Annotated in this window: 7 protein-coding genes; all 7 read right to left on the reverse strand. The window is 67.2% G+C overall.

The genetic code is table 11. The features are described 5' to 3' along the window. Window positions 1–44: 44 nt before the first annotated feature. Complete coding sequence (locus ACZI8W_RS07385; protein WP_463367831.1) at window positions 45–1025, reverse strand: ABC transporter substrate-binding protein; 981 nt, start codon at window positions 1023–1025, stop codon at window positions 45–47. Window positions 1026–1120: 95 nt separating this feature from the next. Further along, window positions 1121–4219, reverse strand: coding sequence for a type I polyketide synthase (locus ACZI8W_RS07390; RefSeq protein ID WP_463367832.1), 3099 nt, complete (start codon window positions 4217–4219; stop codon window positions 1121–1123). Continuing rightward, entirely contained in the window at window positions 4206–5897 is a 1692-nt protein-coding gene (locus ACZI8W_RS07395) for a condensation domain-containing protein (RefSeq protein ID WP_463367833.1), read from the reverse strand. Before ACZI8W_RS07395 ends, ACZI8W_RS07390 begins: the two co-directional genes overlap by 14 nt. Then, window positions 5894–10270 (reverse strand): non-ribosomal peptide synthetase, encoded by a 4377-nt coding sequence (locus ACZI8W_RS07400; RefSeq protein WP_463367834.1) that lies wholly within the window; start codon window positions 10268–10270, stop codon window positions 5894–5896. The genes ACZI8W_RS07395 and ACZI8W_RS07400 overlap by 4 nt, the downstream gene beginning before the upstream one ends. After that, on the reverse strand, window positions 10267–15591 hold the full coding sequence (locus ACZI8W_RS07405; RefSeq protein WP_463367835.1) for an SDR family NAD(P)-dependent oxidoreductase: 5325 nt from the start codon (window positions 15589–15591) through the stop codon (window positions 10267–10269). The genes ACZI8W_RS07400 and ACZI8W_RS07405 overlap by 4 nt, the downstream gene beginning before the upstream one ends. Then, on the reverse strand, window positions 15588–20084 hold the full coding sequence (locus ACZI8W_RS07410; protein ID WP_463367836.1) for a type I polyketide synthase: 4497 nt from the start codon (window positions 20082–20084) through the stop codon (window positions 15588–15590). The genes ACZI8W_RS07405 and ACZI8W_RS07410 overlap by 4 nt, the downstream gene beginning before the upstream one ends. Continuing rightward, window positions 20081–23455, reverse strand: a complete 3375-nt coding sequence (locus ACZI8W_RS07415) for a non-ribosomal peptide synthetase (RefSeq protein ID WP_463367837.1) — start codon at window positions 23453–23455, stop codon at window positions 20081–20083. The genes ACZI8W_RS07410 and ACZI8W_RS07415 overlap by 4 nt, the downstream gene beginning before the upstream one ends.

Consider the following 23455-nt stretch of genomic DNA (forward strand, 5'->3'; position numbering starts at 1 on the left):
CGAGCGCTCGACGGCGCCACTTGGGGCTCGGCACTCACGAGTGCTCATCGGGCTGCCACCGTCTCGAGCTTCGGCTGCAGCTGATCGGCGACCCACGGCACCGCCAGCACCGTCGGCGAACGTAGGGCCATGGCGACCGTCATGTCCGTCACCCAGGTGCGTCCGTCGACGACGGCCGACACCGCCGAGAAGGTAGGCGACCCGAGGAGCTGAGAGCTCGCCTCGTCCGATCCGGCCGCGACGATCACGAGATCCGCGTCGAGCACCCCGTAATTCTCCTCGGAGACCACCGCAGTCCCCGGATTCTGGACGTTGTCTTCGAGCGCAAGTACCTCCGGGGAGATCTCCATGCCGTAGCGGGCGAAGAACTGGGACATCGGGTCGCCCGCATTGTTGATCACATTGACCAGTCCCGGTGCCGGAGCAGCGAGGAACAGCCAGGTCTTCCCGTCCAGGCCGTCCGGAGCGCCGGAGGCGGATTCGACGGATGCAACGAGTTCGTCGCCCGCCTCTTCTTCGCCGAGGATCGTTGCGACGTCTTGGGTGACGGTCTGCCAGGAATCGCCGAACGCGGTCTCGTGGAACGGGATCACGGGGACCACGTCACCGAGTTCGTCGTAGATCGCCTCCGCGTTGCCGGCCTCCTGCGCGAGCACAAGGTCGGGGTCGAGCGCGAGGATTTGCTCGTAGTCGTATCCGCCGACCTGATCCATCTGCAGCAGCGTGGTCGATGCCGGATCCAGCAGGCCCTCCTGCCACGGTGAGATTCCGCTGGCGCTGACGGGGCTGGCGGCCGCTCCCACCAGCGTGCCTCCCAACGCCAGTGCAGCGTCGGTCGCGGTGACCCCCAACGCGACGATCCTCTGGGGCTCGGACTCGACAACCGTCTCACCGAACGCGTGTGTCACGGTGATGGATTCGGTGACGGTACCCGCCTCCTCGTTTTCCCCGGATTCTTGCGAGCATCCCACAAGAAGTGCTGCTGTTCCGATGAGACCGACCATGCCGGTGATTCGCCGTTTCATACGTTTCTCCTGAATTCGCACTGCACGAGGCCGATAGCGCGTGTACGCCATCGGAAAATGTGGATCAATCATTCCCTGGTCGGTTCACGCTCGCTTCACGCCGGATCCGCGAGCGCGGAGAGCATCTGCGCGACTTCTTCTTCGCTCAGGTTCTCCACGGCATCGGTAAGTAACACAGTGAGGCGGTCGGCGATCCCGCTCGGCGTCGCCGGCGACGCCATGACATCCGCCAACGTGACCGTCACCGGATAGGTCTCGGAGAGTCGTGCCGCGGCAGTCGTTGCCGTCACCGAGTCGCCGCCGAATGCGAACAGGTCGTCGTGAGCACCGAGACGTTCGAGACCCAGTGCTTCCGCGACGGTCTCTGCGATGGTGCTCTCGAGGCCGCTTCGGGGTGCCACGAACTCCGTTCCCGTCTCCGGGCGCTCCGCGCGAGCGAGAGTGACCGGTCCGGTGGTGGATGCCGTCGGCATGTGGTTCGACCGCCCGATTCGATGCCGCTGCCGCTCGAACGGGTACGTGGGTAGCGGCACCCGACGTCCGGAACCCGCGAAGCTCGGGTGATCCGGTTGCGCGCCCGCGCACCACAGACGTCCAGCAAGGTCTGCGCCGGCCGTGCCTGCAGGCCACGTCGACTCGGGTCTGCCGATCGTTGCCACGACATCGGTATCGACACCGCATGACCTGACGAGGGAACCGAGAGCGGTTCCCGGCCCGACTTCCACCCACACGGCATCCGGATGGGCTCGGTCGACCACCCCGACCGAGTCCGCGAACCGCACCGGGGTCCGCAGTTGGGAGCTCCAGGTGCCGGCGTCCATCGCGGTGGCCGTGTCGAGCATCGTGGCAGTCGACGTACGGATCATCGGGAACCGTGGTGCGCGCAATCCGAGGGTCCGGATCACGTCGTCGAACGGGCTCACCACCTCGTCGACCAGCGGCGAGTGGAAGGCCCGGTCTGTCGGGAGCAGCGTGACGCTCCGGTTGTCGTCCCGCAGACGCTCGACGACCGTCGCGATGTCGCTCGGCGTTCCGCTCACCACCACCTGACGTGGACCGTTGACTGCGGCGACGCACGCGCCGGTCTCGGAGAGCGCGGATCGGACGGCGTCCTCGGGGCACCGGACGACGGCTGTAGCCCCCGACGTGGTCGAGGCCATGAGCCTGCCGCGTGCGGCGACGGCGGTGACCGCGTCGTCGAGCTCGAAGATCCCCGCCGTCACGGCAGCTGCGAATTCGCCGATCGAGTGCCCGAGCAGCACCGTCGGGGTGATGCCCAGATCCCGCAGTGCCATGACGGTGGCGTACTCGACGGTGAACAGTGCGGGCTGGGTCAGGTTCGTGCGCGCAAGTTGTCGGGTGAGATCGCCCGTTTTGTCAGCGTCGTCGCTGTCGGTTGTGTCGACGGTGAGGAACTGCCGCAGGTCGATGCCGATCAGCGGTGCGAACTTCTCGGCGCAGCGATCGACCGCGGCGGCGTATGCGGGGACGTCCCGATACAGTTCCGAGCCCATTCCCGGGAACTGGCTGCCCTGCCCCGGGAAGACGAAGACCACGTCTTCACCTCCTGCCGCGCGCACTGCCGGTCTCGACAACGACGCCCGCACGGAATCGGCTGCTTGTGCACCGGCTGAGACGATCACGTGACGTCGGAAAGCGAGTTCGGCCCTGCCGAGCTTCAGCGTGGTGGCGGCGTCCGCGAGGTCGATGTGGGTTCCGTCGAACGCGTCTGCGAGCCGATTCGTGAGCGTGTTCAACGCGGTCGGCGTCGCAGCGGACAACGGCAGCGCACACTGTTCCGGGGCGGCCCTTCGACGACTGGGGGGAGTGGCGGGGGGTTCCTCGACGACGACGTGCGCGTTCGTGCCACCGATACTGAACGCGCTGATGCCGGCACGCCGGGGGCGTCCGGGCGTGCGTGGCCAGGAAGTAGCGGTGTCGTTGACCCGGCACACCGACGACTCGAAGTCGATCGCCGGATCCGCTTCACGGAAATCGGGGACCGGTGGGAGTGTCTCGTGCTTCAGCGCGAGCAGTACCTTGATCAGGGCGCTGACTCCCGCAGCGGTGTCGGTGTGGCCGATCACCGGTTTGAGTGCACCGAGCAGGCAGGATGCCGGTGCTGCGCCGCCGAGTGCTTCCTCGAGTGCCTCCACCTCGATGGCGTCCCCGACCCTGGTCGCCGTCCCGTGCGTTTCGACATACGAGATGGTGCTCGGGTCGACCTCTCCCACCGCGAGCGCCTCGGCGATCACTGCGGCCTGTCCTCGGGGGCTGGGTGCGGTGAACCCGACCTTGTCGGCGCCGTCGTTGTTGACGGCGCTGCCCTTGATCACCGCATGGATCGTATCGCCGTCCTCGCGCGCGTCGGTATACCGTTTGAGCAGCACCGCTGCCACAGCATCTCCGGTCACCGTGCCTTGCGCGTCGGCAGAGAACGGGCGGCACCGCCCGTCCGGAGAGACGATCCCGCCGGGCTGGTACCAGTACCCCCCGTGCTCCGGGAAGAACACTGTGGCGCCCCCTGCGAGAGCGAGGTCGCACTCGCCACTCACGAGGCTCTGCACGCCGAGATGCACCGCGACGAGGGACGTCGCGCATCCGGAGAGCACCGTCAGTGCAGGTCCGGTAAGCCCGAGACGGTAGGCGACGCGAGGAGCGATGAAGTCTCGCTCGTTGCCGACGACCCGGGCGAAATGCAGTGCCGGATCCGTGGGGTCGAGCGCCGGGATCACCTCCGAATGCAGATAGGTGTCCGGGCCCCCTCCCGCGAAAACACCTGCTGCACCGTCGAAACGGTGAGGATCGTAGCCTGCGTGCTCGAAGGTCTCCCACGCTGTTTCGAGGAAGAGGCGTTGTTGTGGATCGCACGCGGCGGCATCGCGAGCCGAGAATCCGAAGAATTGGGCGTCGAACAGGTCGGGATCCGGCAGGGACGGGCGCCGTCGTACCAGTGCCGGGTCGGACAGCCGATCCGCGGGAATGCCGGCGGCGAGTAATTCGTCATCCGTCGCGATGTGGTGCAGTTCCTCGCCTGCGAGTAGTGCGGGCCACAATGATTCGGCAGTCAGTCCGCCGGGGAACCGCCCGGCGAATCCGATCACCGCGATGTCGGTATCTGTGGTATCGGTATCTGCGATGTCGGAATCGGGGAGTGCAGAGGTGTCGTCGGGGAGGGAGTCAGGAGCGTGCATGATGTCCTTTCACGGGGTGAGCCCCTGCCGGCGGCACGGTCGTGAGGCGGGCCGCTTCGAGAGCCAGTTCCGCGACGGTGTCGATGTGGGGTGTGCGGGTACGCAGCAGTGCACCCAGTTTCTCGATCGTTCCGCTACCGAGCACGTCCCTGCGCCGCACGTCGGTTCCGGGAAGCGCGGTGGCGATCTCGGTAGCGACGGTGCCCGCACGTTCGAGGCCGACACCGAGATCGGTGATGACGTCGTCGATACCGAGGGGGAAGAATCCGGTGACCGATTCGATGCACTCGACGAGAACGGTATCGAGGGCAGTGACAGGACGGACGCACGGCCGCCAGACCGCATGTGCGGTGGCCGACGATGCCGGCCGGTCCCACAGGGCCGCCCCGTCGAGGGTACGTCGGGCGGTGTCGACCAGCTCGTCCACCAGGGTCCGGGCGTCGTCGTGACCGAATAGGTCGTCGACGGTGTCGACGTCGAGCCGCACACCACCGTCGTCATCGAACAGGCGTACGTCCATATAGATCTGTGCCGTCTGCGATGACGTGTAGCGCGGCCCTCCCAGGCCCGGGGCGGCCGGCAGCGGGAGACCGAGTGTGCTGGTGAAGACCACGGGCAGCAGCGCGCGTCCACCGGCACCGTGCATCTTCGCCAGCTCGGCAACGAGTTCCGGCCCTGCTCCGGGGTGATTCGCGACGGAGCGCCACAGAGTGTGTTGCAATGTACCCGCGCGGTCGTGGAATGACCCTGCCGACCAGTCGATTCCGACGGGGACGAACGTCGAGAACGGACCCATCACCCGATGCAGGTCGGGGTACAGCGGAACGCGCCTCGTGCACGGAACCGTGATGGTGAATCGGTTTCCACAGGTTCGGGCCGCCAAGACCTCCGACAGGATCGCTCCCCAGAGCGCGGTCGGGGTCAGTCTGTGGCGGCGCGCCGTGGTTTTCATCGCCTCCCACATGGTCGCGTCGATGTGCCGACTGCGGGTGTGGAACCGGGGTGGTCCCACGTCCGACGGTCGTGTGCGGAGCGGAAAGCGCGGGGGTGGAGGAAGCGTCGGCAGTTCATCCGCCCAGAACGCGACCGCCTTCGCGCGGTCCGTCTTCCATCGCTCGTCGAGCGCGTGACTCGTCTCCAGGACGCCGGGAGTGGGTGCGGGAATCTCCTCGGTAGCATCGATGTCCTCGGGAGCATCGTGGGCCCGGACGATCGCGCGCTGGAGCAGGAGCACACTCTGGAGATCCAGTGTCAGTCCGTCGACGTCGAGGCACATCAAGGATTCGGTCTCGCGGAACTGGATGAGAGTGATGCCGAACGGGGGCGCTGCATCTGCCGGGCGGACGAGGTGGGAGAACTCGCGGCGCACTTCGTCGACCACCTGTGCGACGTCGTCTGCCGGAAGATCTCGGGTATCGACGACCCGAAGGGGAACCGATCCCGGATCGGCGGTGATGTGCTGGGTTCCGCGGCGGGTGTCGATCACCAGCCGCAACGCGTCGTGTCGGGTGATCACCAGTGCCAGCGCCCTACGCAGTCGATCGGCGTCGAAATGTCCGTCGAACTCAGCATAGGTGTGCGTGCTGACGCCCCCGAGCTCGAAGGACGCGTCACGACCGGCCAGCAGTGCTCGCTGCACGGCCGTCAACGGGCGGGATGCTGTTGTATCCGTGGTCATCTGTGTCCTTCCTCGGATGTTCCGGCCGAGGCGAGCCGGCCGCGCAGCTCGGTGTCGTCGAGATCGTCGATCTCGAGCCACACCGACGCGACCGTGTCGAGGAGTGCGGCGTCGCCGCAGCGATCGGTAGCGAGACGTGCGAGTGCCGCGATTCTGGGATGTGTGAACATGTCCCGCAACGAAATATCGACGCCGGGAAGTTCGGCCCGGATGCGTGCCGAGAGCCGGGCGGCGACGAGCGAGTCGCCGCCGAGCCGGAAGAAGTCGGCGTCGCGTCCGGCAGGTTCCGGAAGCGAGAGCGCCCGTGTCCACTGCCGCGCCAGCGCCGTCTCGAGCTGGCCACGAGCCGGCTCCGATTGTTCGTCCGTCGCGATCTCGGGCGTTGCCAGGGCAGACCTGTCGAGCTTTCCGTTCGCGTTGAGTGGCAGCGCGTCCAGTTCGATCACCACCGAGGGGATCATGTGGGACGGGCACCGACCCCGCACCGCATCGAGGATCTCCTCGGAATCGACACTGAAACCGGGCTGAGCCACGACGTATGCGGCCAATGCGCGGTATCCGGGCCGGTCGGCATACGGGATGCCGGTGACCACGCATGCCGACACAGATCGGTGCTCGAGCAGAGCAGCTTCAACCTCCCCGGCTTCGATGCGGTGCCCGCGGACCTTGATCTGGAAATCCGACCGGCCCACGAACTCGATCAATCCGTCGGAGCGGAAGCTGCCGAGATCCCCTGTCCGATAGAGATGTTCTCCGGTATCCGGATGGCGGATGAAAGACTGTTCGGTGCGGGCAGGGTCTTCCCAATAGCCTCGGGCGAGTGACACACCGGAGCAGTACATTTCGCCAACAGCGTGATCGGGGCGGTCTCTCATGCGTTCGTCCAGCACGCGATAACGGGTATTGCGAATCGCCCTGCCGTACGGAATGGTCGCCGCCTCGGTGTCCGAGCGAGAGATCCGATGCCAGATGTTCCAGACCGTCGTCTCGGTCGGTCCGCCGATGCTGCGCACGTGGACACTCGGCGACACGTCGAGGAGTCTCCGCGCCATGGGCGGATGCACCCGGTCGCCGCCGAGGATCACGGTGCGCAAGGATGCGAGATCCTCCGGCGCGGCCTGTTCGAGCAACATCTCCATCATGGTCGGTACCGACACCCACCCGGTGACGCGGTGTCGGCGGACCGCCGTCGCCCACGCGTGGGCATCGCGACGGTCGGCGGTGTCGGGCAGTACGAGGGTGGCGCCACTGCCGAGCACACCGAATAGGTCGAACACCGACATATCGTGGTGCAGAGCGCTTACCGCGAGGAAGCGGTGACCGGGACCGGTGCCGAAAATCTCGATCGTCGCCTCCACACAATTGACGACACTGCGATGCGAGACCATCACACCTTTCGGAACGCCGGTCGACCCCGAGGTGAACAGCACGTACGCCAGCAGGTCCCCGTTCACCGGCAGCGGGAGGAACCGCGCGGTATCCAACTCGGCCGAGGTGTCGTCACCGAGGACGATCGCCGTACGGCCGGTGAGCCAGGACGCGCCGACATGGTGCCGGTCGACGAGTACCACTTGGGCATCGAGGTGATCGAGAATTGCGGTGATACGCGAAACCGGGGCGTGGGAGTCGAGAGGCACGTACGCGCCGGACGCGGCGAGGACCCCGAACACCGCCGCGATCCGGTCCGCACCGGGATCGGCGATCACCGCGACCGGAAAATCCGGACCCACACCGTGACCGCGCAGAACCGCACCGTAACTCAGAGCCGCGTCGGCGAGATCGCCATAGGAGACGACCCCATCCGCGGTGATCAGCGCGGGATCGTGCGGGCACCGTCTCGCGTACTCGAAGAATCGCTCGTGGGCAGCACGGTCGGGTACCGACATCGCCGGGCCACCTGCGGCGTCGTGCCTCGCGATCTGCTGGGCGGGACGGGCATCGAACGCGGCCGCACTCCACGCGGCAGGGTCGGTCAGTCCCCTGAGTTGCCGCTCGAACGCGGCCGCCATCGCGTCCATCGTCCCGTCGGGGAACAGGCCCTCGAGGCTGTCCCAGTTCACCAGCAGCGCCCCGTCGCGTTGTTCGAGGATCAGATCGATCCACACCTGCGGTGTCTGCGCCACCCTGAACACGCGCTCGAGTGAATCGTCGAGCAGCCGGGACGGGTCTCCCGCCAATGCCGTCGTGGACGTGAACACGTACGGCATCGTCGCCCGCCCGAAACCTCCGCGTCGCCGGACGAGTTCGCGGAGCACCTCGACCCCTGTGACGTGCGGGTGGTCGAGGTCGCTCCAGATCTGCCGTTGAACTCGGGAGGCGAACGCCTCGAATGGTTCTCGGCGTGACGCATCCACCTCGACCAGGATCAGGGACGCGAACTCGCCGACGGCACGGCCGATGTCCGGGTGTAGTGGAAGGCGGTTGAAACACGGCACGTTGATCGCGAATCGCGACGTCGTGCTCCACGCCGCCAGGGCCTCCGCGTAACACGCCGCGGCGACACCCGACGACGTCACGCCGCGCTCCGCGGCGAGCGCGCACACACGGGTCCAGACCTCGGCTTCCACCACTGACGGCCGTGGAACGAATCTCGGTGACGTCAGATTCTCCGGGGCGACGGCGAGCGGAAGTTCCGGCGGGCCCGAGAACCGATCGAGCCGATCCCACCAGTAGCGTCGGCTCTTCTCGTGTTCAGGAGTCCCGACGGCTCGGCGTTCGGCAAGGACGTAGTCGCGGAAGGTGAGATCGAGTGATGGCAGGTGCCGATCGGGATCCTCGTAGAAGTGTCCGAGTTCGCTGTACAGGATCCCGGTTCCGGCAAGATCGGCGACGAGCCCGTCCAGACCGATGCACACCCGGTGATGTCCGCCGGGGAGCCGGACCACGACAACGTCGTACAGCGGCGGGTCGGTCAGATCGGCCACCCGATGCGACAGGCGTTCGCGGATCGCCTCGAGTGCGTGCTGAATCCGGTCCGCGGGCAGATCGCGCAGGTCCTCCACCGTGACCGGTGGCCGAGACGAAGCGGGTACGACTCGCTGGGTCAGTGCATCCGGATCGATCGTCAGCCGCAGTGCGTCGTGGCGATCGACCAGCCGCTCCCACGCGCGAGCGAACCGCCCGACGTCGAACGGTGCCGCGGCTCCGGCTCGCTCGACGGTGTCGAACTCCATGTAGGTGTGGCACGCGATACTGCCCGACGAGAAGTGGTCGGCGCGGCCGATCACATACGCCTGCTGCTGATCGGTGAGCGGGAACGGCTCGAATCGTTCGCGAGGCTCCGGGGTGACCACCGGCAGCGAGCTACCGGACGGGCGCGTGGCCGTCCGGGTCGCGAGATCATCTGCGACTGTGGCGAAGTCCGACTCTGTGAACAGCGACAGGGCGTGCGCGAGATCGAGGTCGACACCCAGCTCGTCGCGGATCCTGCCGGTGACCCGCATCGCGCTCAGTGAGTCGCCGCCCAGACCGAAGAACGTGTCGTGGTCGGCAACCATCGCTGCCCGCAGTTCGTCCCGCCAGATGCGGGAGAGAAGGTTCCGGCGACCGAGCACGGTGGAGCCTCGGATGTGCAGCCGCCAGGCACTCGGCTCGTGTCCCGGAGTGAGCTGCGCTCGCACCGCTTCGGTGAGGTCGGCGATATCTGCTTCGTGGTCGCCGAACGCCACATCGACCGACGCACCGGTATCCGAGACTTGTACGACGATGCTCTCGACGGCGCCACCACACTCAGCAGCAACGATCTCGTCGATGAGGGCCGGCGAGATCCGGTGGCCCGCGACACGAACTTCATCGTGTACCGGGAGAGCCAGTGGTACCAGAGGATCACTGTCCGTTCCCGACTCCACGATCCGGTGGACGGCGGCAACGAGCCGGTCTGCGGTGTCGGGAGCGCACGCCGGGACGGCGACCCACCAACGAAGACGCACAGACATCGGTGCGACCTCCGCGACACAGTGCACCGCGGAAGGGCCAGGGAGCGTGTCGATGTCTGCGAGCGTGATCAGAACGGCCCCGGCCGACGCGTCGGCGTCGGTGCGACCGACGACGGCGTGCAGCACCCGGCTCTCGGTGGGATGCGCGTCCGGCAGCGTCAGTGAGGTGGTTCTCCCGGCTGCGGTGACGGCAACGGTGAAGGGCGGTGGCCCGACTGCGGCGGCGAGAGCACCCGCTGCGAGCCATACCGCGACATCGGTGTCGTCGGAGTCCGGAATGTGGTGTCGAACGCGGGACCGGAGAGCTGCAAGGGTGGCCCCGGCGAGCACCGCATCCGCGCACACTCGGTGCGGCACCGTGCCCGCGGGGAACCGGCGCGGCGGAGGTGTAAGCGGATCTACATCGAGGGGTGTTCGGGTGCACTGTGTTGCGGTCATGATGTCCTTCGGCGACGGCGGGCGGCCGCACGCTCCCGGCCGCGGCGTGCGGCCGGAGTGTCGGGTCGGGCGGGTGCCGTCTCGCGTTCGTTCCGGGCGAGGTGCGACGCGAGGGTTGCAATGGTGTGGTGGCGGAACAGATCGGTCAACGCGAGTTCGCGTTCGAGTCGACGCTGCAACCTGTCGTGCACCCGGCTCAGGTGCAGCGAGGCACCGCCCAGATCGAAGAAGCTGGTGTTGCGGTCGACCTCATCGAGGCCGAGGACGGCGCACCATTGCTCGGCGACGAGTGCCTCGAGGGGGCCGCGCAATGATCCCGTACTCGCGGTGTCGTCCGCTTCGTCGGGAGGCGTGCCGGTACAGACGAAGAGGATGGTGTTGCCGAAGGCGTCGACCGGTCCGGTGACAGGGCCTGCCCCGGATGTGCCCGACACCGACAGCGTCCGAACCGGTCCGGTGGATGTCACACAGCGTGAGCGGACGAACGGTGCGGAGCGGTCGACACCCGCGAACAGGTGTTGCTCGGGGGAGGCCAGGACGAGCGGCCACATGCGGGCCGCGAGATCGGGTGGGAGTACCGCAGTCCCTTTCGCAGCTGTGCGATCGATCTGCGTGAAATCCCGGCTGGCACCGGTCGATTCCCACATGCTCCATGCGACAGACCGGCACGCGACGGTCGAGTGCTCCGCCGCCCACGCGGCGAGACCGTCGAGGAAGGAGTTGGCGGCCGAGTAGGCGGCGGCGTGCGGGGCGCCGAGATACCCGCTGACCGACGAGCACAACAGCAGGTGGCTCCCGGGCCGCTGCGCGAGCACGTCGTGCACGACACCTGCCCCCACTATCTTCGCGCGTGCGACCGCGGACAAGGCGTCGTCGTCGAGAGCGGCGAACGGCCCATCGACGAACCGGCCCGCCAGGTGTACTGCACCCGATACGTACTTGCCCGCATGACGTTCGAAGGCGTGGACGGCATCGCGGATCGCGCTCGGGTCGGTGACATCGGCGGTCGCGATCCGGACGCGCTGTTCACCGAACTCGGCGACCAGGCGGGCCACCTCGGACGCTCGTTCCGGCGTAAGCGACGGGTCGGTCGAACCGATCAGCAGGACCGAGCATCCTCGCTCGCCGAGCAGATGCTCGGCGAGAGTGATCCCGAGTGCTCCGGTCCCGCCGGTCAGAACCACGGCGTCGCCTCGATCGGGCCACTCGCAGGAACTCGCCGTACGCGGAAGGGAATCCAGTCGACGCACCCACCGCGACTCGGCGGCGAGCGCGACCTCGTCGTCGTGCCCGTACAGCAGTTCGGCGGCGAGGTCGTCGACCGTGGTACCCGGTCCTGCGTCGATCGAGCGGGTGCGGAGCCCGAGGGACTCCGCTGCGACGCTGCGTAACAGGCCTCCCAGAACCTGCCCGGGAAGGTGTGTGGGGCCCTCATTCTCCGGGGCGTGCAGTCCGGAGGTGAGTACCGCCAACGTGCGCTCGGTGTCGGGTTCGTCGAGGATGCGGACCAAGTTGCGGTAGGCGCCGACGACCGCGACGGAGATCTCGGCGGCCTCGGTCGCCGACTTCCGCGTTTCACCGGTCTCGTCGACGAGCACCACGAGGTCGGGACGATCGATCATCGCGTCGGCGAGTCCGTTGATGTCGGTGAGTGTCCGAACCTCGACGCTGTGGCGCTCGAGTCGCTCGGCGATCCCGGAGACGCTTCCGAGTGACGGCGTGGCGAGCAGGACCCGACGCACGCGTGACGTGCTCGCGCGACGTGTTCTCCGAAGCCAGCGTGGTACGGCGAACAGATCGGGCACAGTCGTCGGCTCGGCTCCGCGGGGGAAGAAGAGATCCGCATGCAGTGTTCGCGCGCGGTACGCGGCCTGGAGAACATTCCGCTGGATCTTCCCGATGCCGGTACGCGGCAGCGAGTCCCACTCGGCGAAACCGACAATGGGGGCATGCCCGGTGACCGACCGGGTGGCCGCGCGCACCCGAGACGCGAGCGCGGCTCGGTCCGCGGCGGCGATACCGGCGGCCGGAACGGTGATCACTACCACGTGTTCGCTGCCGGTCGCTGCATCGGGGACGGCGATCGCCGCAGTCGACGAGTCGCGTACTGCGCACCCTCGTTCGACCGCTTGCTCGATGTCTTCGCACGCGAAGTTCCTGCCGTTGACGATCACGACGTCCTTGACCCGGCCGGTCAGGGTGAGTCGCCCGTCGTCGAGGACGGCGAGATCGCCGGTGTCGAACCAGCCGTCGTCGGTCATGGCTTCGGCCGTCCGTACGGGATCGTTCCAGTAACCGGGGGTCACTGCGTCCCCGTACACCTGCAGCCGACCGATGACGCCTTCGTCCACCACGGCACATGTCTCGTCGACGATGCGGACGGAGAATCCGGGGTAGGGTCTGCCCACATCCACCGGTCCACCGCCCGCACGCAGGTGTTCGATAGTGCACCTGTCGGAATCGGTTTCACCGGAGCATGTTTCGGACATGCCCCAGCTCGGTCGAACCGCATCGGGTCGCAACCCGAGTGGGACGAGGGCCTCGAGGAACGCTGACACGGTCGCGCGGCGCACCGCCTCACCACCGTTGAGAATGTGATGGACCTGCGCCAGCGTCACCTTCCGGCCCGCGAGGCGTGGTGCTGCGTCGGCGACCAGGCCGAATGCGAAGTTCGGTGCCCACGTGTTGGACACGTCGTACTCACCGAGGAGATCGATCCAACGCAGAGGGTCTGCGAGGATCCACGTCGTCGCCACCTGAAGTTGTTCGGCACCGAGGACGACATCGCGCATGTGGTACATCACCACACCGCCGACGTGGTCGAGCGGCATCCAGTTGAGCGACACGTCGTCGGGCCCCACCCCGCACATCGCCGCCGCGCCGGCCGAGCGGGTGAGGATCATCCGGTGGGTCACCCGTACCGCCTTGGATGTTCCGGTCGATCCCGAGGTCAGCAACAACAGGACAGTGTCGTCCAGACGAGCGTCGGGCAGCGTCGGCTCCCCGCCGAGGGAATCGCTCGTCGCGGATGCCGTGGGTTCGGCGAGTTCGGCGAAACCGATGATGTCTGCGCCCGCCGACACGAGGCTCTCGTGCAGGCTCGTTTCGGCGACGATCAGAGGTTCACCGAGCGTGGTTCGTACCGAGGCGAGCCGTTCCCTCAGCTCGTCGGGTCTGGCCGGCGGCACCCACGGCACCGCGACCACTCCCGCGAGAACACAACCCCACAGCACCGGCAGAAACTCGCGGTTGCTCCGGAAGGCAACGAGTACCGGCGTGTCCGCCGACTGCACCCGTGCGCGCAGCGACGCGGCGACGCGATGCGCCGAAGCCTCGAGCTCCCGGTAGCCGACCCGCTCACGGCGTCCAGACTCGGAGATGACGACAATGCCGTGGTCTGTGCGGGCGGCACTGCGTAGGGCCTCGGCCATCGATGCGTGTGGCAGAGCGGGGGTAGGCCCACCGTCGCATTGTGCGGGAACACCGGACCTCGTGAGCCGAACGGGATGGTGGGCCGTGTGGGCGATGATGCTGGAGGGGACGGGCGGGATGTCGACGGTGCCGGCTTCCGGCTCGGGGATATCTGTGACCGCGACGTTGACGCGGGCGTCGTGGCGGCGCAGGTCGAGCTGCCAGCGCTCGGCTGCGCCGGCGTCGATGACGGGGGCGGCAGAGAAGGCGGCGACATCCACGGAGCCGTCGGTGCGGCGCGGAATAGAACCGATCAGAACGACTCCGTCGATCCGATGACCCGTGTTTCGTGCGGCAGCGACGATGCGCTCTTCCGTCACCGGGGCTTCTGCGGACACGTACGCGACCGCGCGATCCGTGCCATCGGTTGCGGTCTGGCGCAGGACGACGGAATCTGCGATCCCCGGTAGCGCGCGGAGGGCGCCTTCGACTGCGTCTCGTTCTGCGTTCGGACGATCCGCGGCCCCCACCGGCAGGGCGACGGTCGCGGTCGACGCGCAGACCGGTTGCTCCGGTGCCGCGCAGGTGTGCCGCAACAGCTCGCAGAACGCTGCGACCAGTGCCGTTGCGGTCTCGTCGTCGAACAACGACGTCCGGTGGACGAGCATCCCCCGAAGGCACGGCTCGTCCCAGAGGTTCATCTCGAGGTCGTAGCGGGTCCAGGACGTGCGTACCTCGTAGGGGGTACTGCGGGTTCCTGCGAGATAGAGGGCGACATCGCTGGTGTTCTGGCCGGTGAACAGCACGTCGAACAGAGGCGTGCGACCGGGCGATCGGGCGGGGGCCACCGCGGCCACGATGTCGTCGAGCGGTGCGTCCTGCATGTCGAGCGTGTCGGTGGTGCGCGCAGCGACGTGCCGCACGAGATCGGTGAACGGGGCGACGCTCTGTACGCCGAGCCGCAGCGGGAGCGTATTGACGAACAATCCGACCATGTCCTGCGTATCGGCATGTGTCCGGCCCGCAACCGGCAGGCCCAACACCAGGTCGTCGGTGCCGCTCCAGTGGCCGAGCAGGGCTGCGAACGCTCCGAGTGCGACGGAGACCGGGGTTGTACCGCACCGGCGTGCCACCGAACGTACGAGATCCGAGGATTCGGCATCGAGCGAGAACTCGTGACGGCCTGCCTCCGGGTGAACGGCAGTGGTTCGTACGCGATCGAGTGGAAGGTCCGATCCGGTGAGCGGCGGGTTCGTCAGCACCTCTCGCCACCGGTCGAGCAGCCGCGCACAATGTTGCTGCCGATCCGATTCGGCCCACCATTCACACACATCCCCGTACTCGATCTCGGGAACCGTCCATTGCGGTGCGCGTCCGGCGCATCGCTGCGCATACGCGTCGGCAATATCGCGACACAACAGCTCCAACGACCACCCGTCGACGACGATGTGGTGAAACGTCACGAGCAGGACATGATCGGAGGGGGCCGCGGAGAACAGGACGGTGCGCATCAACGGACCGTCGGTGAGGTCGAACGGTGCGGTCGCCGCGTCCGCGACCGCCCGGTCGAATTCGTCCGAGCCGGTGTCCCGCACCAGTTTCCGATCCAACGGTACGTTGCCGTGTGCAGCGACGAGTTGGTGGAGTTCGTCGTCGATCGCGCGGAAGGTGGTCCGCAGGACCTCGTGCCTGGCTACCACGTCGCCGATCGCGGTCTCGAGGGCGACGTCGTCCACTCGCCCTTCGATCCGGGCGGCGAGGAAGACGTTGTAGAGCGGGGAGACCGGATCGCTGCGGTGGGCGAACCACATCCGGTCCTGGGCGGGCGAGGTTCGATAGAGGGTCACCCGCCGGGCACCGGCGCCAAGGGCTCCGGTATCAGGGGTGGAGACATCGGGGGTGGGGTTCATGGGAGGGTCTCCTCGGTCATGATGAGTGAACCGTCGCCGTCGAGCACGGCGGTGCGTCCCCGACGGCGGAGAGGCGAGGCATCGGTCGTAGCGGATGGAAGGGACCGGTCGAGTTGTTCGACGAAGACGGCCACTGCGGCCACGGTGGGACGATCGAAGATCGTGCGGGCCGGCATCTCCACGGAGAAATCGCGCCGCAGGGCATTGAGAATTCGCATCGCGAGGAGCGATTCACCGCCGAGTTCGAAGAAATCGTCGTCGACACCCACACGGTCGAGGCCGAGAGCTTCCGCCCATCGGGTCGCAACGAGTTCCTCCACGTTGCCACTGGGTTCGCGATAGGGCGTTGTCAGGGCTGGGCGTCCGTCCAGCGTCGATAGTTCGCGTCGCAAGGAGGAACTCGAGACGGGCGGATCGGCGGGCGCGGTCGGGAACGCGGTGGGTGCTGTGGCAGCAGTGAGTTCAGTGACAGCAGTGAGTTCAGTGACAGCAGGCGTCTCGGTAAGGGTAAGAGGGACGGTCACTCCCGGTGCTCTGATGCACTCGACCCGGGCCCCGGTTGCCCGCAGTGTCGCGAGCCGCTGCTCGGCAGGTTCGGCACCGCGCCGTCCCACGATCAGCGAGTGAGTTCCGCCCGCGCCGTCGGGATTCGCGACCGTTGTCAGAGTGCATCCGGCACGGACCAACTCGGATTCCCACACCTCGGGCGCCACGATCGGCAAGCGGTCGCGTAGAGCGTCGGTGTGGTGCCACATTCCCTCGAACAATCCAGCGGTGAGAATTCCGTGTCGCGGCAGCCGGGCAAGTTCGAGCACGATGGCCGTACCACCCGGGGCGAGCAGGGAGACCGCGTGATCGACAGCTGCGGGCAGGTTCTCGACGGCATGCAGCACGTTGAACGCCACCACTACGTCGACACTGCCTGGATCGAATCCTTGTGCCGCCGGGTCGAGCCCTGCATCGAGAACATCGAATCGTAGGAAGTCCAGGCCGCGTCGGCCGGCTTCCTCACGGGCGTCGAGTACGAGTGACCGTCCGATGTCGGTGACGAAGTACTCGATGCCCTCGCGTCCGCGGAGCGCGTCGGCGATCGGCCAGGTGACGAACCCTCGACCCGCACCGAGTTCGAGGATGCGCAGCGGCCGACCCTCGGCCGCTGCGGCGATCCGCACTATCGCCTCGACGACCGCGTCGCGGGATGGGGCGAGCAGGGTGTCTGCTCGGGCATCCTCCGCGGCGTGATGCACTGCGGATGCCTCGGATGCGAACATCGCTTCGACGCCCGACTCGCGTCCCCCGACGACCGCCACGAGATGATTCGCACAGTGCGTGATCGAATCGAGTTCTGCGGCAAGATCGGGTCTTTCGTTGATAACTCGTTGGCGAAGTGCCATCGGATCATTGCCCGCGTCGTTGTCGAGCACGCATCGGTCGGTCGACCCCGTCGCGAGCCCGCTCGCAATCAACAGCTCGACCAGTTCGGCGACGAGACGATCGTACGGGCGCCGCACAGTGAGCGAACGCAGGAGTTCGGGCGTGCAGAGAGTGTCCCCGGGTGCGATACCGATGCCCGTGCTACCGAATGCGCGTAGGACGGACAAAGCAGCGAACCGATCGAGCAGGGCCACACCCAGGCTGTCGGGATCGGGTGGGCTCGGTGTACCGGCGTCGGAGACCACGAGTTCGGCCGGCGCGGGTGCCGGCGGCGCCGCAGCGAGAATGGTGCCCGGGTGCCCGAGCAGGAGGTATCGGCCGGGACGAGCAAGCGCCCGTGCGGTCTCGAATCGGGCGCCGAGACCGTCCGGGACGAGGTGACCGAGTGGTGGATCTCCGTCGAATCGGGTTGTGGAGGGAGTGATCCAGTGTCGTGTCCGTTCGAATGGATACACCGGCAATGGTTCTCGTCGACGCTCGCGGTCTCGATGGACGGCAAGCAGATCGACCTCGCCGCCGTGGACCCATAGGTGCCCGAGTGCTCCGGCGAGTATCTCGGTGTCGTGCCGCGTGTCGTCGGAGGTCCGCATCGTGTGGGTGGCGTCGGCTCCGATCGTGCGTGCGGCCGTTGTGAGGCCACGACCGGGCCCCACCTCGAGCAGCAGGGGGTCGCTGAATTCCTTCGCGACCAGGCGCACCGACTCGGCGAACTGTACCGGTCGGCGTGTCTGCTCGACCCAGTAGTCGGTTGTCGTGGCGGTCGCATCGTCGAGGACGACGGCGTGCGCCGCGCCGATGAGTGGGATCGTCGGCGGATGGAACTCGAGTCGGCGCAGCACGTCGCGGTACTCGTCGAGTACCGGATCGAGCAGCCGCGAGTGGACCGCTGTGGAGACCCGCAGTGCCCGCACAGGGACACCGACCGCGTCGAGGTGGTCGGTGAGTGCGGAGATCGCATCGGTAGGTCCGGAAAACAGGCAGGACTCGGACGAGTTGACTGCGGCGAGATCGATGTCGGGATATGCGGTGAGCACGTCGGTGAGGGACGCGGCATCTGCGGCGACCACGACCGACGAGCCACCCGCGCGAGTCAGGAGTGAGCCGCGGGCGATGACCGCGGTGAGAGCGTCTTCGAGAGTCAGCACGCTCGCGGTCACTGCCGCGGAGTACTCACCCAGGCTGTGCCCGAGAACCGCGCAGGGTGTGATCCCCCACGACATCAGGAGGGAGGCGAGCGCACATTCGACTGCGATGACGGCGCAGAATCCAGCTCCCGTCACCGCAGTGGGGTCCGCCGGATCCACTCCGCTGAGGACGGCCTCGAGATCGATACCTGCTGTGGCGCAGTGTCGGACAGCACGGTCAATGGTGGAATCGAACACGGGGTGCCACCGCCGTAGATCTGCCGCGAGGCCCGGATAGTGGCTTCCCCCGCCGGGGAACAGCCACGCGACCGGGCGGGAACCGGATGCTGCCGAGCCGGTCTCGCCGGCACCGGCCACCAATCGAGCTGCGAGATCGTCGAGATCTGCTGCCGCGAGTGCCCACCGGTGGGGATGTTCGGGGCGTCCGGTCTGCAACGTGAAGGCGATGTCGGCGAGGCGCGGCCGGTCGGGGGCGGGAGCACTCTTTCGCACGTGATCGGCGAGATCCGACACAGCTCTGTCGAGTGCCCCCGGGCTGGTGGCGGAGAGCACGACCACCGACGGCTCGTCGGGTCCGGGCGGAGCCGCCACGGCTGGTGGCTCCGTGACGATCACGTGGGCGTTGGTGCCTCCGATGCCGAAGGCGCTGACGCCCGCACGGCGAACTCCGGGGTGGTTCCATTCGGTGGTGCGCTCTACAATACGGAACGGCGAACCGTCCAGTCCCAAATCAGGGTTGGGTGTGCGGAAATGTATCGATGCGGGAATCGTAGCGCGCTCGACACACAGGACGGCCTTGATCAGGCCGATCACCCCTGCGGCGGTGTCGGTGTGGCCCAGGTTGGACTTGACGGAGCCCACCAGGCACGGATGCTCCCGAGGCGAGGAACCGAACACCCGCTTCAACGAGGCGATCTCGATGGGATCACCGACCGGGGTGCCGGTGCCGTGTGCTTCGACGTAGCCGATGTCGGAGGCTTCGACACCGGCCGAGGCGAGGGCGTCGGCGATCACCTCGGCCTGCCCTTCGACGCTCGGCGCAGTGAATCCCACCTTGCGGTTGCCGTCGTTGTTGACGGCGCTGCCCGAGATCACCGCGCGGATCCGGTCACCATCACGGAGCGCGTCCGACAGCCGCTTGAGCACCACGACCGCGGCTCCGTCGCCGCCCGCCATCCCGGCGGCGTCGGCATCGAACGGCCGGCACCGGCCATCAGGAGACAACAGTCCTCCGGGTTCGTAGCGATACCCGACTCCCGGAGTGGGGTTCAGCGTGACACCACCCGCGAGAGCCAGGTCGCTGCGCAAGGTCAGCAGGTCCTGGCACGCGGTATGGACCGCCACCAGGGACGACGAGCACGCGGTCTGCACGGCGAGTGCGGGACCGGTCAACCCCAGTAGATATGCCACACGAGTGGGCAGCGAGCTGACCAGATTCGAGATGGCCGCAGAGAACATCTCGACGGATTCGGGTCCGTCACGCAATGTGGGCAACACCTGGCGCATCAGATAGTCGCCCTGCCCGGACGCTGCGTAGACCCCGATCCGGCCTGTCCATCGTCGGGGGTCGTAGCCTGCGGAATCCAGCGCATGACGGCACAGTTCGACGAAGACCCGCTGCTGCGGATCGATCAGTGCGGCCTGCGTGGCCGGAATGCCGAAGTGTGCGGCATCGAAGCGGTCGATTCCCTCGACGACCGCTTCCCTGAGAACCTGATCGGGGTCGGCGTTGCCGGTGCCCTCGGACGCGGGAATCTCGCTGGTGAGGTCCTGTCCTTCGAGCAGGGCCTCCCAGAGTGCTTCGACGTCGGTGGCTCCGGGGAAGCGCCCTTCCATTGCGATGACCGCTATGTCCAAATCCGGGTCGTATGCCTCGCCCGGTTCTGGTGCCGGATCGGCGATGGCTTCGGTCACGGTGTCGTCCTTCCTCGTGCCCGGCCTGCGCGTGTCCGCAGCAGCGCCTTTCGTCGTTCGGTGTGGGGATGGTGGTCGGCAGGGGTGTCCGCGACGCCGCCGCGGGCGAGGTGATCCGCGATCGTGCGGATCGTCGGGTGGGCATACAGATCGGTGATCGGCACATCACGACCCAGTCGCTCGGAGAGCCGGGTTCGGACCTGTGCGAGCAGCAGTGAGTGACCGCCGAGATCGAAGAAGTTGTCATCCGGTCCGATTGCGTCGGTACCCAGCACCTCATGCCAGATCGTGGCCATCTCACGTTGAGAGGCGTCGGTGATCCGAACCGTAGTTGCGGCGGACAGGCGTCGCCCGCGCACCGATCCGATGCGCGCGCGGTCGAGCTTCCCATTGGAGGTCAACGGCAGATCGTCGTGGCGGTAGAACACCGACGGAACCATTTGTGCCGGAAGGAAACGCGCGCAGTGCTGACGCAGGTCCGGCACATCCGGGTCTGGGCCGTCCAGGCGCACCACGTGCGCCTCGAGCCGATCTCCGTCGGCGGTCACGGCGGCCAGATCCACGTCGATGTGTGCCACGAGCACGGCTTCGACCTCGGCGGGCTCGACGCGGTGGCCTCGCACCTCGAGTTGGGTGTCGGCACGGCCACGGTATTCGAGTGTGCCGTCGGTGCGGCGGAGCACGAGATCGCCGGAGCGGTAGAACCGGACGTCGCGGGCCGCACCGTGGCCCTGTACGAACCGTTCGGCGGTGCGCACCGGATCGGCGAAATATCCGGTGGCCACGCCGGACCCACCGACCCACAACTCTCCGACCACGCCGTCGGGTACCGGCCGGCCGACGGGGTCGGTGACGACGAGTGCGAGGTCGGGCAGCGGATCGCCGAGGGGACTGCCCGGTTCGTCGGTGGCGTCATCCACCGTGAGCCGCCGGTGCGTGACGTGCACAGTGGTCTCGGTGATGCCGTACATGTTCACCAGTTCCGGCGACGCGTCACCGTAGCGATCGAACCAGGTGCTCAGCCTCGACGGGAACAATGCTTCACCGCCGAACACTATGCGGCGCAGCGGAAGTGGACACTGATCTGCTGTGGCGACGGCCGCGAACGGAAAGAAGGCAGAGGGAGTCGTGCTCAGTATGGTCACCTGTTCGCGACACACGAGCTTCAGCAACGCCTCGGGGGTGCGAGTGGTGTCGCGGTCGGCGATCACCAGACGGCCACCGTGCAGGAGAGCGCCCCACATCTCCCACACGGAGAAGTCGAATGCACTCGAATGGATCATCGTCCACACGTCGGTCTCGTCGCTGGGCAGGATCTCGTCGGTGCTGCCGAACAGCCGGGTGACGTTGCTGTGCGACACGACGACGCCCTTGGGTGTTCCGGTGGACCCGGAGGTGTACAGCACATAGGCGGCATCGCCCGGGGCGACGGTGACGTCGAGAGCCTGACCGTCCTGTTCGTTTCTGCCGCTCGCATCGACCCTGGTCACGTCGATGCTGGTCACGTCGATGCTGGTCACGTCGATGTAAGGGACGCCATCGGGTAGCTCGTCGGTACCCTCGGGACCGCACACGAGGAGCGACGCCGCGCTGTCGTGCACGATCTGCCCGATTCTCTCCCGTGGATATGCCGGATCCACAGGAACATAGGCCGCTCCCGTCCGTGTCACCGCGACGAGTGCTGCCACGAGCGCGGGCCCGGGTGGGAGCGCAACGAGAACTCGATCTCCGGGGCGCACGCCGCCGTGCACGAATATTCGCGCGAGCGCCGCGGACCACACGTCGAGTCGGCCGTAGGTCACCGCCTCGTCACCGTGGGTCACCGCGATGCGGTCACGGTGCTCGGCGACGGCGCGTGCGAATACGGCAGGGAGGGTCGACTCGGGATACGTCGAATGCTTCGCAGCACGTTCCCAGACCGAATTCACCTGTTCGTCGTCTGCAAGAGGCAGGGTGGCGATCGGGCTGGCCGGCTCGGTGGAGACGATCTGCACGACCCGCGCTACGACATCGAGCAGTCCCCGCACAGCGTCGGGCTCGAACAATGCCCGACGATAGAGCGCTACGAGCTCTGTCTGCTCGGACCGCCGGGACAAGGCGACAGTGAGGTCGAACTGCGAGGTTCCGTTGTGGATCGGTATCTCGGTGGCAACGAGCCCGGAAGGAGAGACCGCGTCGAAGACACCGGCCTGGTCCAGGAACATCACGTCGAAAAGCGGAGTGCGGCCGACGGATCTGGGTGGCCGGAGGTCGGCCACCACCTGATCGAACGGAGTTTCCTGGTGGGCGTATGCGGCCACCGCCACCTCGCGGACGTGGTCCACGAGCGAGTCGAAGGTCATACCATCGGTGATGGTGAACCGCAGTGCCAGGGTGTTCTGGAAATTGCCGGCCATCGAGGCCGTCTCGTCATCGCGCAGGACGGCGGGTGTCCCGACGGTGAGGTCGGTCGACCCGGTGATCCGATGCAGCGCGGCGACGAAGACCGCGAGCACCGTCATGAACGGCGTGGCACCGTGTGTGCGTCCGAACTGGACGAGGCGCTCCGTTGCCGACCGATCCACCAGAACCGAGGTGTCGGCACCGTCGTCTCCGGTCTGTTCACCGCGAGAACGGTCGACGGGCAACGGCAGCGGTGGGGGTGGTGGTGTGAGGACCGACCGCCAATATCCGAGATCGGTGTGCACGCGTTCGTCGGTCAGCCTGCTGCGCTGCCACACGGCGAAATCCGCGTAGTGGTGTGGATGCGGATCAGGAAGCTCCGCACCGTTCACACGGCTGTCGTAATGCCGGAAAAGGGGCGGGAACAGCACCGCCCAGGTGCCGTCGTCGGCGGCGATGTGGTGGACAACTGCGATGAGCACCGACTCCGCGGGTCCGAGATGCACGACGGATACCCGAATCGGGGGTTCGCTGTGCAGGTCGAACGGTATGCGAGCCGCGTCCTTCGCCCATGCGCGTGCGGAGGCGAGCCGATCGGGCCCGTCTGTGCTCAGGTGGACTTGCTGAATCGGCACTGCGAGGTTCTCTCGGATGCATTGTACCGGGCGTCCGCCGCGGTCTTCGTAGACTGTGCGCAGGATCGACTGTTCGGCGACGACGTGTGCCAGAGCGGTGGTGAGCGCCTCGATGTCCAGAACTCCGGCGAGGTGGACGGCGCAAGTGAGATTGTGAACGGCGTCGTCGGGATGCAGGCTCCGGTGGAACCACACGCGTTCCTGTGCCGGAGAGAGCGGTGCCTCCTCGGTCTGCGCGACCGCGACAGGCCGCGATTCCTGTACTGCCGGAGCGATTCCTCGCTCGGCGAGCATGCGCTGCAACAATTGCCGTCGCAGAGTGTCCGGGTCGTCCCCGAATACTGGTCCGGGCAT

Source organism: Rhodococcus ruitaii, from assembly GCF_055230935.1.

Bases quoted from the DNA above. Each gene is read 5' to 3' on its own strand.
- ACZI8W_RS07385 (WP_463367831.1), bottom strand. From the start codon at position 1,025: ATGAAACGGCGAATCACCGGCATGGTCGGTCTCATCGGAACAGCAGCA.
- ACZI8W_RS07390 (WP_463367832.1), bottom strand. From the start codon at position 4,219: ATGCACGCTCCTGACTCCCTCCCCGACGACACCTCTGCACTCCCCGAT.
- ACZI8W_RS07395 (WP_463367833.1), bottom strand. From the start codon at position 5,897: ATGACCACGGATACAACAGCATCCCGCCCGTTGACGGCCGTGCAGCGA.
- ACZI8W_RS07400 (WP_463367834.1), bottom strand. From the start codon at position 10,270: ATGACCGCAACACAGTGCACCCGAACACCCCTCGATGTAGATCCGCTT.
- ACZI8W_RS07405 (WP_463367835.1), bottom strand. From the start codon at position 15,591: ATGAACCCCACCCCCGATGTCTCCACCCCTGATACCGGAGCCCTTGGC.
- ACZI8W_RS07415 (WP_463367837.1), bottom strand. From the start codon at position 23,455: ATGCCCGGACCAGTATTCGGGGACGACCCGGACACTCTGCGACGGCAA.